Source organism: Methylomarinovum tepidoasis (assembly GCF_030294985.1).
Classification (GTDB): Bacteria; Pseudomonadota; Gammaproteobacteria; order Methylococcales; family Methylothermaceae; genus Methylohalobius; species Methylohalobius tepidoasis.
Genome location: NZ_AP024718.1, coordinates 190,543 through 206,659, shown reverse-complemented (window position 1 = coordinate 206,659; position 16,117 = coordinate 190,543). Strand labels below are relative to the sequence as shown.

Here is a 16,117-nt window from a genome sequence, read left to right as displayed (position 1 = left end):
GTTGGCCGCCCTACGCGTTATAATTGATCGTTTGATTAGCGCCCTCCATTTCTGTGGGGCGGTTCTATAACCGACTTGAAGGAGTGACATGGCAGAGCACGCAAGCTGGCAGCTGGGCATCGAAGGCTTCACCTACGCCGATCTCTACGACCCCCATCGTCTTGAGGATCTCGTCGCCGCGTTCGACCGTCACGTGGAGGCGCGCGATCCGGGGCTGCTGCGCGAGTTCGACGAATACCGCGCTTGTCGGGGGGAGGGCATGGCGCCGGAGAAGGTTTCCGACCTGCTGGTGCGCATGGCCCCTTACCTGGGGGATTTTGTCGCCCGCCTGTTCCACATCGAGGACGCCCGCAGGCGGCAGATGGAAAAGGTGGTGGAAGAGGTACGCACCGTGCTGCGCTACCGCGATGCCATCGTCACCAAAGCCGCACCCAAGCGCTTCAAGCGCGAGAAGCCGGAGGACTGGGACGTCGCCGCCCTCCGGGACCGTTTCCAGGCGTTGCTGGAGGCCCTGAGCGACGATCTGAAGGACCGTGAGCGGGCCGTGGCCGGGCTGGCGCTCCAGCTTCAGGATCTGAGCGAGGAAGCCGCGCGGTTGGCGGAAAGCGGTGATCTCAGCCCGCTGGAAGATCGAGCCGCCGCCCTGCGCCGGCGTATCCAATCCCATCCCGAGGCCGCACGGTTGTTCGCCGAGGCGTTGCGACAGGAAGATGCGGCTTTGGTCGCATCCCTCTACGATCTGGTGCTGCGCTGGACTTTCGCCGCCGCCCGTCATCCCGAGCTGCAACGGGAAGTGGCCGGTTGGATCAGCTTCAGGACTCCGGCCCGCACCGACGTCAATCATCTGGTCCCTCACGCGCTCGTGGACAAGGGCGCCTATCGGGCCTGGGCCACGCCGGAAGGCCATTATCGCCGCCGCGACGGTTTCCACCTCACCGACAACCGTTACCGCAACCTGCGCCCGGTGCTCTACGAGGTGGACCACTGCATCTACTGCCACGAACGCGACACCGACTCCTGCTCCAAGGGGATGCGCGACAAGAAGAAGGGCGGTTACAAGACCGGCCCCTTCGGCAACCCGGTCACCGGCTGCCCGCTGGAGGAGAAGATTTCCGAGATGCACTGGGTCAAGCGCCAGGGGGACGACATCGGCGCTTTGGCCCTGATCATGGTGGACAACCCCATGTGCCCCGGCACCGGCCACCGCATCTGCAACGAGTGCATGAAGGGCTGCATCTATCAGAAGACCGAGCCGGTCAACATTCCCGAGATCGAGACCAACGTCCTCACCGACGTTCTCCACCTCCCCTACGGTTTCGAGATCTACGACCTGTTGACCCGCTGGAACCCGCTCAACGTCAGGCGTCCCTACCAGCTGCCCTACAACGGCAAGAACGTGCTGGTGGTGGGGATGGGGCCGGCCGGTTATACCCTGGCCCACTATCTGGCCAACGAGGGTTTCGGGGTGGTCGGCGTCGACGGCCTCAAGATCGAGCCCTTGCCCAGGGAACTGGTGGGGGATCTGGAAACCCCGCCGCAGCCGATCGAGGATTTCGATACGCTCTACGAGGACCTGGCCGACCGGGTGATGCTCGGCTTCGGTGGGGTGGCTGAGTACGGCATCACCGTGCGCTGGGACAAGAACTTCCTCAAGGTGATCTATCTGAGCCTGGCGCGGCGCCGCACCTTCCGCTGCTACGGCGGGGTGCGCTTCGGCGGCACCCTGACCATCAACGAGGCCTGGGACCTGGGTTTCGACCACATCGCCATCGCCGCCGGGGCCGGCAAGCCCACCATCATTCCCCTCAAGAACAACCTGATCCGCGGCATCCGCAAGGCCTCCGACTTCCTCATGGCGCTGCAGCTGTCCGGGGCGGCCAAATTCTCCTCCCTGGCCAACCTGCAGGTGCGTCTGCCGGCAGGGGTCATCGGCGGGGGGCTGACCGCCATCGATACCGCCACCGAGCTTATGGCCTACTATCCGGTGCAGGTGGAGAAGATTCTGCAGCGCTACGAAAAATTGGTGGCGGCACGGGGCGAGGAGGCCGTGCGCAGCCGTTACGACGAGGAGGAATTGCAGATCCTCGACGAGTTTCTGGAGCACGGTCGCGCCGTTCGCGCCGAGCGCCGGCGCGCCGAGGCCGAAGGCGAGAAACCGGATTTCCTGCCGCTGCTGAACCGGTGGGGCGGGGTGACGGTGTTCTACCGCCGCGGCATGCGTAACTCGCCCGCCTACCGCGAGAACCACGAGGAGATCCGCGAGGCCCTGGAGGAGGGCATCCTGCTGGCCGAGGGCATGAGCCCGCTGGAGGCGGTGCAGGACCAATACGGCCACCTCAAGGCGGTCAGATTCCAGAAGATGGCCGAGGTCGACGGCCGCTGGCAGGCCACCGACGAGGTGGTGGAAGTGCCGCTGCGCAGTCTGATGGTCGCCGCCGGCACCTCGCCCAACACTCTATACGAGGAGGAGCATCCCGGCACCTTCGAGATGCAGGGCAAGTTCTACAAGCCCTTCGTGCCGGAATGGGTCGATCACGTCCCGGACCTCGAGCCGGTGGAAGACGATTTCCTCTGGCCCAAGATCAGCCGGCCGGCGCCCTTCACTTCCTACCAGCGTTACGGCAAGTTCATCACCTTCTACGGCGACAACAATCCGATCTACGCCGGGAACGTGGTGCGGGCGATGGCCTCGGCCAAGGACAGCTATCCCCACATCGTGCGCCTGTTTCAGAAGGAGCTGGAAACGCTCGATCCGGCCGCCCAGCCCGAGCGCGACCGGCTCTGGGCCGGGTTCCGCGCCAAACTGGACGATCTGTTGTTGGCCCACATCGTCGAGGTGATCCGCCTGACCTCCAACATCGTCGAGATCGTGGTCAAGGCGCCGATGGCGGCCAAGCACTTCGCCCCGGGCCAGTTCTACCGCATCCAGAACTTCGAGTCCCAGGCGCCGCTGCGCCATGGCACCCGTCTGGCGTCCGAGGGTCTGGCCCTGACCGGCGCCTGGGTGGACAAGGAGCGGGGCATCGTGTCCCTGATCGTGCTGGAGATGGGCAGCTCCTCCAAACTCTGCGGCCTGTGGCAGCCGGGCGATTCCCTGGTGGTGATGGGGGTGACCGGCGCCCCCACCGAGATTCCCTCCGGGCGCACGGTGCTGCTGGTGGGCGGCGGTCTGGGCAACGCGGTGCTGTTCTCCATCGGCAAGGCCCTGAAGGCGGCGGGCAACCAGGTGCTGTACTTCGCCGGTTACCGCAGGTCTTCGGATGTGTTCAAGGTGCGGGAAATCGAGGAAGCCTCCGACGTCATCGTCTGGGCGGTGGACGACCTGCCCGGTAACGAGCCGATCCGTCCCACCCGGCCCCAGGACAAGACCTTCAAAGGCAACATCGTCGAAGCCATGCTGGCTTACGCCAAGGGTGAGCTGGGAGCGACGCCGATCCACTTCGACGACGTGGACCATCTGATCGTCATCGGTTCCGACCGCATGATGAAGGCGGTCAAGGAGGCCCGTTACGGCGTGCTGGCTCCGTACCTGAAGAAGCAGCACACCGCCATCGGTTCCATCAACTCGCCGATGCAGTGCATGCTCAAGGGTGTCTGCGGCCAGTGCCTGTGCCGCCACGTGGACCCGGAAAGCGGCAGGGAATACTTCGTCTATTCCTGCTACAACCAGGATCAGGCGCTGGACCGGGTGGACTTCGACCACCTCCACGCCCGCCTGCGCCAGAACACGGTGCAGGAAAAGCTTACCGACCTGTGGCTGGATTATGTGCTGGAGAACCCGGCCGATTGATCCGGGTCGAATCTTCGTTCCCAACGACCGAGTGAAGTGGCGATGAAGAGCGAAGTGACCCTGCAAGTGGAATACAAGAAATACGTCTGTGTGGTCTGCGGCTACATCTATGACGAAGCCGAGGGCGACCCCGACAGCGGCCTGCCGCCGGGAACCCGTTTCGAGGACATTCCCGACGATTGGGTCTGCCCGGAATGCGGCGTGACCAAGGACGATTTCGAACCGCTGGAAGAGTAAGTCTCCAGAAAAGGCTTAACTTGTTTGGCCAAATCGGTAAAATATGCCGATTGACCTGGGACTTGACAGTTTGATTCAACCTTCGGAACTAACGAGAGAGACAGCGATTTATGGTGACGATTCGTCTGGCGCGCGGCGGCGCGAAGAAACGGCCCTTCTACCACGTGGTGGTGGCTGACAAGCGGGCCAAGCGCGATGGCCGCCACATCGAGCGGCTTGGCTATTTCAACCCGTTGGCCGAGGGCGGTGACGACCGCCTGCGGTTGGACATGGAACGGCTGGCGTACTGGCAGAATCAGGGTGCCCAGCTGACCGACCGGGTCAAGAGCCTGCTCAAGGAATGGCGCAAGATGCAAAGCGCCCAGCAGGAGGTTTGAGGACGGCGACGGATCGGGAGATCCTCCTCGGAGAGATCTCCGGTGTGTTCGGTGTGCGCGGCTGGGTGAAGGTCTATTCCCACACCCAGCCGCGCGAAAACATTTTGTCCTATTCCCCCTGGCGCCTGCGCTACCGCGGTGAAACCCGCCAGGTCAGGCCGCTGGAAGGCCGGCGTCAGGGAAAGACGGTGGTGGCTCGCCTCGAGGGCGTCGAGAGCCGAGAACAGGCCGAAGCCCTGCGCGGGGCCGGGATTTTCGTGGCCCGTAGCCAGTTGCCGCCGTTGCCGGCAGGTGAATACTACTGGCACGACCTCATCGGCCTGGAAGTGCGGGATGTGGAGGGCCGGGTGCTCGGGCGGGTAATCCGCCTGATGGAAACCGGCGCCAACGACGTTCTGGTGCTGGAGGGGCCGGAAGGCCGGGAAATCCTGGTTCCCTGGATTCGCGATCGGGTCATCCGCCGGGTGGACCTGGAAGCCGGCGTGATCGAGGCGGACTGGGATCCGGATTACTGACCCGGAAGCGGACCGATGCGTTTCGACGTCGTCACCCTGTTTCCGGAGATGGTCGCGGGGGCGAGCCGCTACGGCGTCACCGGGCGGGCGCTGGAACGGGGGCAGGCGGAGCTGGTGACCTGGAATCCGCGCGATTTCACCCGCGACCGCCACCGCACCGTGGACGACCGTCCCTACGGGGGCGGGCCGGGGATGGTGATGAAGGTCGAGCCGCTGCGCGCGGCCATCCGCGCGGCGCGGGAGGCCGACGCCCGGCCGGCCCGGGTGATCTACCTTTCGCCCCAGGGGCGGAAGCTGGATCAGGCCGCTGTCGAGACGTTCTCCCGGCGGCCTCGGATGATCCTGGTGGCCGGGCGTTACGAGGGGATCGACGAGCGCCTGGTGGAGAGCGAGATCGACGAGGAATGGTCGATCGGCGACTATGTCCTCTCCGGCGGTGAGCTGGCGGCGCTGGTGGTGATCGATGCGGTGACCCGCCTGCTGCCGGGGGTGCTGCACCACGAGGAGTCGGCGCGGCAGGATTCCCACGTGGCGGGGTTGCTGGATCATCCCCACTACACCCGTCCGGAGGAGATCAACGGCCGGCGGGTGCCGCAGGTATTGCTCAGCGGCGACCACCGGGCCATCGCCCGCTGGCGCCTCAAGCAGGCTCTGGGGCGGACCTGGCTGCGGCGGCCCGATCTGCTGGCGCGCCTGGAACTGGACGAAACCCGGCGGCAGCTTTTGGAAGAATTCAAGACAGAGATGACAACCCAAGGGGACGACGATGAGCAACATCATTGAACAACTGGAACAGGAACAGCGCGAGAAGCTGGGCAACAAGCCGATTCCCGAATTCGGTCCCGGTGACACCGTGGTGGTGCAGGTGAAGGTGAAGGAAGGCAACCGGGAACGGCTGCAAGCCTTCGAAGGGGTGGTGATCGCCAAACGCAACCGCGGCCTCAATTCCGCCTTCACGGTGCGCAAGGTCTCCCACGGCGAAGGGGTCGAGCGGGTCTTCCCGCTCTACAGCCCGCTGGTGCAGGAAATCAGCGTCAAGCGCCGCGGCAAGGTGCGCCGCGCCAAGCTGTACTACCTGCGGGAACGGCGTGGCAAGGCAGCCCGCATCAAGGAAAAGATCTAGAAGCCGGATCGATCAGGTGAAAACGGGCGCCTCACGCGCCCGTTTTTCGTAGGTGACGGCTTTCCTTCTCCAGACCCCCTGCGGTCTGCTGCAAGTCCAGGTGGAGGGCGGTGCCGTGACCGGCCTGTCGTGGCGGTTGCAGGCGGACTTCAGGGAAAGGAATGTGGATGCCACCTCGGTCCATCGTGTCTTGCGGGCGCTGCGGTATTACTTCGAAATCGATCCCACCTGTGGTTTCGACTTTCCCCTGCGGTTGACCGGTACCCCCTTTCAGCATCGGGTCTGGGGCGCGCTGCTGGGAATTCCCGCCGGCCAGGTGCGCACCTACGGCACGTTGGCGGCACAGCTGCAGACTTCGCCCCGGGCGGTGGCGGCCGCCTGTCGGGCCAACCCCTGTCCGGTGGCGGTGCCCTGTCATCGGGTGGTCGCCGCCACCGGGCTAGGGGGCTATTGTGGCGCCACGCGGGGTCCGCGCCTTGAAATCAAAAAGTGGCTGCTCGCGCACGAGGGTTGGCATGGCTGAAGACAATGTAGCACTGATCCAGCGTTTCGTCGATGCCCTGTGGCTGGAGGAGGGGCTGAGCGCCAACACCCTGGCGGCTTACCGCAGCGATCTGAAACGGTTCGCCGCCTGGCTCGACAAGCCCTTGCCTGAGGCGAGCCAGGGCGACATCGCCGCCTATCTGAGCCAGCGTCTCCACGACGGTGCCAGCCGCCGGACCAGCGCCCGCCTGTTGTCGAGCCTGCGCAAATTCTACCGCTATCTGGTGCGCGAACGTCTGCTGGAGGCCGATCCCTGTGCCGGGATCGAATCTCCCTATCTGGGGCGCAGCCTGCCGGCTTCCCTGAGCGAGGCCGAGGTGGAGCGGCTGTTGGAGGCGCCGGACGTGAGCGATCCCCTGGGACTCCGGGATCGCTGTATGCTGGAAGTCCTGTACGCCACGGGGCTGCGGGTGTCGGAACTGACAGGGCTGCGTTTCGAGCAGATGGATCTGCAGCAGGGGCTGGTGCGCGTTTTCGGCAAGGGCGACAAGGAGCGGCTGGTGCCGCTGGGGGAGGAGGCGCTGGCCTGGCTGGTGCGGTACCTGCAGGAGGGGCGGCCGCTGATCCTCAAGGGGCGGTCGGCGGAGGCGGTGTTCGTCACCCACCGCGGTGGGGCCATGACCCGTCAGGCCTTCTGGCAGCTGATCAAACGCTACGCCCGCAAGGCCGGCATCGACAAACCCTTGTCACCCCATACCCTGCGCCATGCCTTTGCCACCCACCTACTCGACCACGGGGCCGATCTGCGGGTGGTGCAGCTGCTGTTGGGTCACAGCAGCCTGTCCACCACTCAGATCTATACCCACGTGGCCCAGGCGCGCCTGAAGGCGCTGCACGAGCGTTTCCATCCCCGGGGCTAGCCTGCGAGTCATTCCTGGTCTTGCGGCCAGTGGATGCGGATCTTGGCTTGGTCGCGCAGCTGCTGCAGGTATTCCTTGAAGGTCATGAGACCGAACAGGCGGGCCAGATTGGTCCGCAGCGCCTTCTGCTCCTGCGGAGACAGGGCAGCGTAGTCGCCCGCCTTTACTTCGAGGATCTGCACCAGCGTCTGGCGACCGTCGGGAAGCTCGGCACGGACGAAGCTGGGCTTGGCGGTGCCGGGTTTCGACGCCTTGAACAGCTCGGTGACCACCGGCGCCAGTTCAGGCGGCGGGGCGTTGCGGCGGACGGTGGCGGTCTTCACCTCCGCCTTGGCCTGAGCGGCCAGTTGCGCCAGGGTTTCCCCCTGCTGCAGACGCGCCAGCCACGCTTCGGCCTGCTGCGCCAGCCGTTGGCGGGCCTTTTGGCGTTTCAGTTCGGTGACGATCCGGTCGCGCACCTTTTCCAAAGGCAGCGGCTGGGCCGGTTGGTGTTCCCTGACCCGCAGGACCACGACGGTGCCGTCGTCCAGTTCGACAGGCTCGCTGTTGTTGCCTTCGAGCACCTCCGCGCTGAAGGCGGTGGCGCGCACTTTGGGATTGGCGGCGATGCCTTCCCCTTGATCGCGGGTGAACGGGGGCGTGGTTTGGATCTTCAGCCCCAGGGCTTCTGCGGCCGGTTCCAGGCTCTGGGGATTTTCGTAGGCGAGCTGGGCCAATTGTTCTCCCAGTTCATAGAACTTGGCTTCCGCCTGCTGGCGCTTGATCGCCTGGGCGATCTCGTCTTTGACCGCTTCGAAGGGCTTGACCCTGGCCGGCTTGATTTCGGTCACCTGGATCAGGTGATAACCGAAGGGGGTTTCCACCGGTTCGGAAATCTCCCCCTTGGGCAGGGAGAAAGCGGCTTCCTCGAAGTTCTTCTCCATCAGCCCCTTGCGCGCGAAGCCCAGATCCCCGCCTTTGGCCTTGGAGCCGGGATCGTCGGAAACTTCCTTGGCCACTTGCGCGAAATCCTCGCCCTGGAGCAGCCGTTGGCGTACGGCCTTGGCCTTCTCCAGGGCCTTTTGTTTCTCCTCCGGGGAGGCATCCGGTTTGACCGTGATCAGGATGTGGCGGATGCGGCGCTCTTCCGGCGTGGCGAAGGCCTGTTGCTGTTCCTCGTAGTACTGGCGCAGTTCATCCTCTGTGGGCTGGATGGTCTTGGCGATGTCGTCGATGGACAGTTTGACGTATTCGACCGCCACCTTTTCGGGAGTGCGGAACTGGTCGCGGTGGGCGTCGTAATAGGTCTGGATTTCGGCATCCCCGACCTCGATCCCTTCCTCGGACGAAGGCAGGATCAGATAGGCGATCTTGCGCTGTTGATTCTGCAGCTGGTAGAAGCGTCTGGCCTCGGCTTCGGTGGCGAAGGCGGAATCGGTGATGCTGCGGCGCAGCTGTTCCATCAGCAGGGTGCGGCGCACCTGGGCGACGAAGGCGGTGGTGGTCAGGCCCTGGCCGGCCAGCAGGCGGTGGTATTTTTCCTCGTCGAAGCGGCCGTCGGTCTGGAAGAAGGGCAGGCCGCGGATGAACCGGGCCACCTGGGCGTCGCTGACCGCCAGTTTTTTCTCCACCGCGGCCTGGAACAGCACCTCGTCATCGATGAGGCGTTCGAGGGCCTGTTTTTTCAGTTCTTCCTCCGGATACTGATCGGCAAAACGGGCGTACTGGTTCTCGTACAGGCGCAGGAGGTCGCGTTCGAAGAACTCCCGGTCGCCGACCACGGCGATGGGTTTCTCCCGGCCGGTGTCGAAGTAGTTCTGGATGCCCCAAAGAGCGAAGGGGACGATGATGAGAATCAGGATGATCCAGGCAAAGATGCCTTGGGCGCGGTCTCGGATCGTTTGCAGCATCGGTTTAATCCTTGGGTCCAAACGACGGATACAAAAAACCCCGCGGTTAAGCGGGGCTTGAAGAATAATATGGCGGAGCGGACGGGACTCGAACCCGCGACCCCCGGCGTGACAGGCCGGTATTCTAACCAGCTGAACTACCGCTCCGGGAACTGGTGGGTGCTGCAGGGATTGAACCTGCGACCCTCGCCTTGTAAGGGCGATGCTCTCCCAGCTGAGCTAAGCACCCCCTCAACGAGTTAATTATTGTACTGCATCTTTCAGCGTTTTGCCAGGCTTAAATGCAGGAATTTTTGCCGCCTTGATGATCATCGGTTCGCCGGTGCGCGGATTGCGGCCCTGGCGCTCGGCCCGTTCCTTGATGGTGAAGGTGCCAAAGCCGATCAGGGTGACGCTGTCCCCTTTCTTCAGCGCTTCGGTGACGGTATCGATGAAAGCGTCCACGGCGCGGGCGGCGTCGGCCTTGGTCAGATTGGCCTTGTCGGCAACGGCGTCGATCAATTCGGATTTGTTCATGGATCCCCCTTGAGATGAAAATTTAGCGAACGATTGCGTGCGATCAGCGATAGGGCTTGCGCTGCCGAGGATTTATAGCAGCCTGCCCATAGCCCGTCAAGCGCGGACCCGCATGGATTAACGCCTCAGCGGCCGTCCATGGCCACCAGCGGACGTTTTCCGTCGCGGCGCTTTCAGTGAGCCGTCACCGTTTTGGGATTACGCTTGCCTTTAGTCTTGGCCTGCGGGGCTTCGACCTTGGGTTCCAGCGGCGTGGGCTGGTATTCCAAGGCTTTGGTCAGTACCTCGTCGATCCAGCGCACCGGCACGATCTCAAGATTCTGCTTGATGTTGGCCGGAATCTCCGCCAAGTCCTTTTCGTTCTCCCGGGGGATGACGACGGTGCGGATGCCGCCGCGGTGAGCCGCCAGCAGCTTTTCCTTCAGGCCGCCGATGGGCAGGACCTCGCCGCGCAGGGTGATCTCGCCGGTCATGGCCACGTCGCAGCGCACCGGGATGCCGGTCAGGGCCGAGACCAGGGCGGTGCACATGCCGATGCCGGCGCTGGGGCCGTCTTTGGGCGTCGCCCCTTCGGGGACGTGGATGTGCATGTCCTTGGTGTGATAGAAGTCCGGATCGATGCCCAGCACTTCGGCGCGGCTGCGGACCACGGTGATGGCCGCCTGGATCGACTCCTGCATCACGTCGCCGAGCTTGCCGGTGTAGATCTGCTTGCCCTTGCCGGGAACCGCCACCGCTTCGATGGTGAGCAGTTCGCCGCCGACCTCGGTCCAGGCCAGCCCCGTGACCTGCCCCACCTGGTTGGATTCCTCGGCGCGGCCGTAGCGGTAGCGGGGCACGCCCAGATATTTCTCCAGGTTGCGGGCGGTGATCCGTACCGGTCCCTTGGCCGGTTTGGCCTGCAGGTTCTTGACCACCTTGCGGCAGATCCCGGCGATTTCCCGTTCCAGGTTACGTACCCCGGCTTCGCGGGTGTAATGGCGGATGATGTCGAGGATGGCGCCGTCGCTGAAATGGATTTCGTCCTCCTCGAGGCCGTTCTGCTTGACCTGCTTGGGGACCAGGTAGCGCTTGGCGATGGCCAGCTTCTCGTCCTCGGTGTAGCCGGGCAGGCGGATGACCTCCATGCGGTCGAGCAGGGCCGGCGGGATGTTCAGGGTGTTGGCGGTAGCGATGAACATCACGTCGGAGAGATCGAAATCCACCTCCAGATAATGGTCGTTGAAGGCGTTGTTCTGCTCCGGATCGAGGACTTCCAGCAGGGCCGAGGCCGGATCGCCGCGGAAATCCATGGCCATCTTGTCGATCTCGTCGAGCATGAACACCGGATTGCGCGACTTGACCTTGGCCAGATTCTGGACGATCTTGCCTGGCATCGAGCCGATGTAGGTGCGGCGATGGCCGCGGATTTCGGCCTCGTCGCGCACCCCTCCCAGGGCCATGCGCACGTACTTGCGGTGGGTGGCCTTGGCGATCGAGCGCCCCAGGGAGGTCTTGCCGACCCCGGGCGGGCCCACCAAGCACAGGATCGGGCCTTTCATCTTCCTGACCCGCTGTTGCACAGCCAAGTACTCCAGGATCCGTTCCTTGACCTTTTCCAGGCCGTAGTGGTCGGCGTCGAGGATCTCTTCGGCCTTTTTCAGATCGTCGCTGACCTTGGTGCGCTTCTTCCAGGGCAGGCTGACCATCCAGTCGATGTAGTTGCGCACCACCGTGGCTTCCGCCGACATGGGCGACATCATCCTGAGCTTGTTGAGCTCGGCCTCGGCCTTTTCCCGCGCCTCCTTGGGCATGCCGGCCTTGGCGATCTTCTGGGCCAATTCCTCGATTTCGTTCGGTGCATCGTCCAGCTCGCCCAGTTCCTTCTGGATCGCCTTCATCTGCTCGTTGAGATAGTATTCGCGCTGGTTCTTCTCCATCTGCTGCTTGACCCGGCCGCGGATGCGCTGCTCCATCTCGAGGATGTCCACCTCGCTTTCCATCTGCAGGATCAGCTTCTCCAGGCGTTCGGCCACGTCCGCGGTTTCCAGGATGGCCTGCTTTTCCTCCAGCTTGAGGTTCATGTGGGCGGCGATGGTGTCCGCCAGCCGTCCCGGCTCGTCGATGCCGCTCAGGGAATTGAGCACTTCCGGGGGAATGCGCTTGTTGAGCTTGACGTACTGCTCGAAGGTACTGACCGCGGTGCGCATCAGCACGTCCAGCTCCTGATCGCTGCAGCTGCAGTGGTCGTGGAGCGGGAGGGCGTGGGCGACGAAGGTGCCGTCGATCTCCTCGTAGCTTTCCGCCCGGCTTCGCTGGTTGCCTTCCACCAGCACCTTGACGGTGCCGTCGGGCAGCTTCAGCAGCTGCAGGATGGTGGCCAAGGTGCCGATGCGGTAGATGTCGTCGAAGCCGGGATCGTCCTGTTCGGCGTCCTTTTGTGCCACCAGGAAGATCTGCTTATTGGTGCGCATGGCCGCGTCGAGGGCCTCGATGGACTTTTTGCGGCCGACGAAAAGCGGGATGACCATGTGGGGATAGACCACCACGTCGCGCAGAGGCAGGACAGGAATGAATTGGGATGTGGTCATACGGGTACGTTTCCGAATGGTAGTGGAAGATGAGGGGAAATCAGGCCGTTTACGTTAAATATGGGCAATCGGCCGGAGAAATACAAGTTTCCGCTTGGATCGGGAAAAGCGGCGCCGGGTTCCGGCGGGTGGGGCCGGACCCGGGCGGGTCCGGCGCAGGATGACCGTTTTACTGGGCCGAGGCCCGCTGCTTGTCGTTTTCGTAGATGAGGTAGGGCTTGGAATCACCGTTGATGACGCTCTCGTCGATCACCACCTTGGTGATGTTGTCGCTCGAGGGCAGTTCGTACATGATGTCGAGCAGCACCGCTTCGAGAATGGTGCGCAGGCCGCGGGCGCCGGTCTTGCGCTCCATGGCCTTGCGGGCGATGGCGTGCAGGGCGTCCTCGCGGATCTCCAGTTCGCAGCCCTCCATCTCGAACAGCTTCTTGTACTGCTTGACCAGGGCGTTCTTGGGCTCGGTGAGGATGCGCACCAGGGCGTCTTCGTCCAGTTCCCGCAGGGTGGCGACCACCGGCAGGCGGCCGACGAACTCGGGGATCAGGCCGTAACGGATCAGGTCCTCGGCCTCGACCTCGGACAGTATCTCACCGACGCTGCGGGAATCCTCCTTGCTCTTGACTTCGGCGGAAAAGCCGATGCCGCCTTTCTCCGAGCGCTGGCGGATGATCCGCTCCAGCCCGGCGAAGGCGCCGCCACAAATGAACAGGATGTTGGAGGTATCGACCTGGAGGAACTCCTGCTGCGGGTGCTTGCGCCCGCCCTGGGGCGGCACCGAAGCGACGGTGCCCTCGATCAGTTTCAACAGCGCCTGCTGCACCCCTTCCCCGGACACGTCCCGGGTGATGGAGGGGTTGTCCGCCTTGCGGGAGATCTTGTCGATCTCGTCGATGTAAACGATGCCCGACTCGGCCCGTTCCACGTCGTAGTCGCACTTCTGCAGCAGCTTCTGGATGATGTTCTCCACGTCCTCGCCCACGTAGCCGGCCTCGGTGAGGGTGGTGGCGTCGGCGATGGTGAAAGGGACGTCGAGCAGGCGCGCCAGGGTTTCCGCCAGCAGGGTCTTGCCGGAGCCGGTGGGACCGATGAGGAGGATGTTGCTCTTGGACAGCTCGACCTCGTCCTTGCGGCCGGTCTGGGTGCGCAACCGCTTGTAGTGGTTGTAGACCGCCACCGACAGGACTTTCTTGGCCTCCTCCTGGCCGATCACGTATTCGTCCAGCACCGCCTTGATTTCCTTCGGCTTGGGTAGGCGGTCGCCGCTGTCCTCCGGATTCTCCTGTAGTTCTTCGCGGATGATGTCGTTGCACAGGTCCACGCATTCATCGCAGATGAACACGGACGGGCCGGCGATCAGTTTGCGGACCTCGTGCTGGCTCTTGCCGCAGAAGGAGCAATACAGCAACTTGCCCTCTCGATCTTTACCGCGCTTGGCGTCGCTCATGGGTTACCTCGAAAAAGAATGAAAAACCGGAAATCCCGCACGCCACGTTGGGGTCGGATGGTATCAGCATATACCCGAATGCGGAAAATTTCCAAACCCCCGCCGTCATTCCTCCTGGAGCCTGGCCCGGGAGGTCAGCACTCTGTCGATCAGGCCGTATTCCAAGGCTTCCTGGCCGCTCATGAAGTAATCGCGGTCGGTGTCCTGCTGGATCTTCTCCAGCGGTTGGCCGGTGTGTTTGGCCAGGATGCGGTTGAGACGGTCGCGGGTCTGCAGGATCTCGCGGGCGTGGATGTCGATGTCGCTGGCCTGACCCTGGAAGCCGCCCAGCGGTTGGTGGATCATCACCCGCGAATGGGGCAGGGCGTAGCGCTTGCCTGCGGCGCCGCCCGCCAGCAGCAGGGCGCCCATGCTGGCGGCCTGGCCCATGCACATGGTACTGACGTCGGGCTTGATGAACTGCATGGTGTCGTAGATGGCAAGCCCGGCGGTGACCACCCCGCCCGGAGAGTTGATGTAGAGATGGATGTCCTTGTCGGGGTTTTCCGACTCCAGGAACAGCAGCTGGGCGACCACCAGGTTGGCCATGTGGTCCTCCACCGGACCGACCAGGAAGATCACCCGTTCCTTGAGCAGACGTGAATAGATGTCGAAGGCCCGCTCACCCCGCGGCGTCTGTTCGATCACCATGGGGATGAGCTGGTCGAGGATGGGATTGGATGGATGTTGCATGGAGATCAGGCTGCCTGTTGTTGCTGATTGATGAGATCCTGGAACTTCACCGGTTCTTCGGTGACCTTGGCGTGTTCCAGAATCCATTCGATGGCACGCTCTTCCAGTACCTGACTTTCGATCTGGGCCAGTTGTTCCGAGTTGTCGTAAAACCATTCGACCACCGCTTGCGGATCCTCATAACTTTGCGCCAGTTCCTCGACCGCCTCACGAACCTTTTCCGGGTCGGCCTTCAAATCGTTGGCGCGGATCACCTCCGCCAGCAGCAGCCCCAGAGCGACCCGTTTCCTGGCGCTTTCCCTGAGATTGTCCAGGGGCAGCTGCTCGAGCAGCTGTGGATTCTGCTTCAGGGCTTCGGCCAGCGGTTGCAGCGCGCGCTGCATTTCCTGTTTGACCAACCCTTCCGGCACCGGGATCGGATTCTTCTCGAACAAGGCGTCCAGCACCCGTTCCTTGATCCTTTCCTTCAGGGCGGTGTGCAGCTGCCGCTCCAGGTTGGCGCGCACCTCGCGGCGGAATTCCTCCACATCGCCGCTTTCGACGCCGTATTCCTTGACGAATTCGGCATCGACTTCCGGCAGCCGCCCTTCCTCGACCTTCTCCACGTCGACTTTGAACAGCACGGTCTTGCCGGCCAGATCCTCGTCGTGGTAGTCCTCCGGGAAGGTCAGCTCGAATTCCAGGTGGTCGCCGGCCCTGGCGCCGATCAACTTGTCCTCGAAGCCGGGAATCATCTTGCCGGCGCCCAGTTCGACCTCGAAGTGCTCGACCTTGCCCTCGCCGACCGGTTCACCGTCACGCAGAGCCTCGAAGGTGAGGGTGACCTTGTCGCCTTCCTGGGCCGGCCGGTCCACGGTCTCCCAGGTCTTTTTCTGCTCCCGCAGCTTTTCGATCATCGCCTCCACGTCGGCTTCGGTGATCTCGCAGACCGGCTTGGCGATCTCCAGTTCCTCGATGGCGGCCAGTTCGATCTCCGGATAGACCTCGAGCTCGGCCTCGAATTTGAGGCCCTTGCCTTCGGCCAGTTCCGTGGGGGTGATCTTGGGTTCGCCGGCGATCTTGAGTTCCTGGGCCTCGATGGCTTCACGCAGGCTGGCGCCGATCAGATCGTAGACAACTTCCTCGCGGACCTGTTTGCCGAAACGCTGGCGGACGATGCGGGGCGGAACCTTGCCCGGTCGAAAACCGTCCACTTTCACCCGCCGGGCCAGGGATTTCAGGCGGGTGTCGACCTCGGCCTGCACTTTTTCCTCGGGAACCTCGATGGTCAGTTTGCGGCCGATGTCGGATGTGTTTTCGACGGAAATCTGCATAATGGATGTACCTCGGAATGGATCGGGTTGGTTGGAAATTGCGTGGAAAATTCGAAATGCTGCGGGGCGTCAGAGGCTGTTGGATGATTGGTGCGAATGGAGAGACTCGAACTCTCACGGGACTATGCCCACTGGAACCTAAATCCAGCGCGTCTACCAATTCCGCCACATTCGCAAGGGTACGTGCCGTCCGGCTTCCGGCTGGCAG

At 63.4% G+C, this 16,117-nt stretch carries 14 protein-coding genes and 3 tRNA genes; 8 read left to right on the top strand and 9 right to left on the bottom strand.

The annotated features are described in order from the left end of the window. The first annotated feature begins 88 nt into the window (after window positions 1-88). From MIN45_RS01035 to xerD, 8 genes are all read left to right on the top strand, one after another. The gene (locus MIN45_RS01035) at window positions 89-3,790 is read left to right on the top strand and encodes an FAD-dependent oxidoreductase (protein ID WP_286292789.1); all 3,702 of its coding nucleotides are present in this window, start codon (window positions 89-91) and stop codon (window positions 3,788-3,790) included. A gap of 42 nt (window positions 3,791-3,832) precedes the next feature. Further along, a complete protein-coding gene (rd, locus tag MIN45_RS01030) occupies window positions 3,833-4,027 on the top strand; it encodes a rubredoxin (protein ID WP_286292785.1) in 195 nt (64 codons plus the stop codon). A gap of 110 nt (window positions 4,028-4,137) precedes the next feature. Next, window positions 4,138-4,404 (top strand): 30S ribosomal protein S16, encoded by a 267-nt coding sequence (gene rpsP / locus MIN45_RS01025; protein WP_286292783.1) that lies wholly within the window; start codon window positions 4,138-4,140, stop codon window positions 4,402-4,404. After that, window positions 4,401-4,919 (top strand): ribosome maturation factor RimM, encoded by a 519-nt coding sequence (rimM, locus tag MIN45_RS01020; RefSeq protein ID WP_286292782.1) that lies wholly within the window; start codon window positions 4,401-4,403, stop codon window positions 4,917-4,919. Before rpsP ends, rimM begins: the two co-directional genes overlap by 4 nt. Window positions 4,920-4,934: 15 nt before the next feature. Continuing rightward, entirely contained in the window at window positions 4,935-5,702 is a 768-nt protein-coding gene (gene trmD / locus MIN45_RS01015) for a tRNA (guanosine(37)-N1)-methyltransferase TrmD (protein WP_286292781.1), read from the top strand. Further along, window positions 5,686-6,042: a 50S ribosomal protein L19 gene (gene rplS / locus MIN45_RS01010; RefSeq protein ID WP_286292780.1), complete on the top strand. Its 357-nt coding sequence runs from the start codon at window positions 5,686-5,688 to the stop codon at window positions 6,040-6,042. Before trmD ends, rplS begins: the two co-directional genes overlap by 17 nt. A gap of 52 nt (window positions 6,043-6,094) precedes the next feature. Next, window positions 6,095-6,565 (top strand): methylated-DNA--[protein]-cysteine S-methyltransferase, encoded by a 471-nt coding sequence (locus tag MIN45_RS01005; RefSeq protein WP_286292779.1) that lies wholly within the window; start codon window positions 6,095-6,097, stop codon window positions 6,563-6,565. Continuing rightward, window positions 6,558-7,445, top strand: coding sequence for a site-specific tyrosine recombinase XerD (xerD, locus tag MIN45_RS01000; RefSeq protein ID WP_286292778.1), 888 nt, complete (start codon window positions 6,558-6,560; stop codon window positions 7,443-7,445). The genes MIN45_RS01005 and xerD overlap by 8 nt, the downstream gene beginning before the upstream one ends. A gap of 8 nt (window positions 7,446-7,453) precedes the next feature. Here xerD and MIN45_RS00995 read toward each other — a convergent pair whose 3' ends face one another. The 9 genes from MIN45_RS00995 to MIN45_RS00955 form a co-directional block, all read right to left on the bottom strand. Continuing rightward, entirely contained in the window at window positions 7,454-9,334 is a 1,881-nt protein-coding gene (locus MIN45_RS00995) for a SurA N-terminal domain-containing protein (protein ID WP_286292777.1), read from the bottom strand. Window positions 9,335-9,404: 70 nt separating this feature from the next. Beyond that, window positions 9,405-9,481 (bottom strand) — tRNA-Asp (locus MIN45_RS00990). A 6-nt stretch (window positions 9,482-9,487) separates the two neighbouring features. Then, window positions 9,488-9,563 (bottom strand) — tRNA-Val (locus tag MIN45_RS00985). A gap of 14 nt (window positions 9,564-9,577) precedes the next feature. Continuing rightward, window positions 9,578-9,901: an HU family DNA-binding protein gene (locus MIN45_RS00980; protein ID WP_286294082.1), complete on the bottom strand. Its 324-nt coding sequence runs from the start codon at window positions 9,899-9,901 to the stop codon at window positions 9,578-9,580. Window positions 9,902-10,023: 122 nt separating this feature from the next. Next, complete coding sequence (lon, locus tag MIN45_RS00975) at window positions 10,024-12,420, bottom strand: endopeptidase La (RefSeq protein WP_286292776.1); 2,397 nt, start codon at window positions 12,418-12,420, stop codon at window positions 10,024-10,026. A 169-nt stretch (window positions 12,421-12,589) separates the two neighbouring features. Beyond that, window positions 12,590-13,864: an ATP-dependent Clp protease ATP-binding subunit ClpX gene (gene clpX / locus MIN45_RS00970; protein WP_286292775.1), complete on the bottom strand. Its 1,275-nt coding sequence runs from the start codon at window positions 13,862-13,864 to the stop codon at window positions 12,590-12,592. A 105-nt stretch (window positions 13,865-13,969) separates the two neighbouring features. After that, window positions 13,970-14,596, bottom strand: a complete 627-nt coding sequence (gene clpP, locus MIN45_RS00965; RefSeq protein WP_286292773.1) for an ATP-dependent Clp endopeptidase proteolytic subunit ClpP — start codon at window positions 14,594-14,596, stop codon at window positions 13,970-13,972. A gap of 5 nt (window positions 14,597-14,601) precedes the next feature. Beyond that, window positions 14,602-15,909 (bottom strand): trigger factor, encoded by a 1,308-nt coding sequence (gene tig / locus MIN45_RS00960; RefSeq protein ID WP_286292771.1) that lies wholly within the window; start codon window positions 15,907-15,909, stop codon window positions 14,602-14,604. 88 nt (window positions 15,910-15,997) lie between these two features. Then, window positions 15,998-16,084, bottom strand: a tRNA-Leu gene (locus MIN45_RS00955). Window positions 16,085-16,117: the final 33 nt, after the last annotated feature.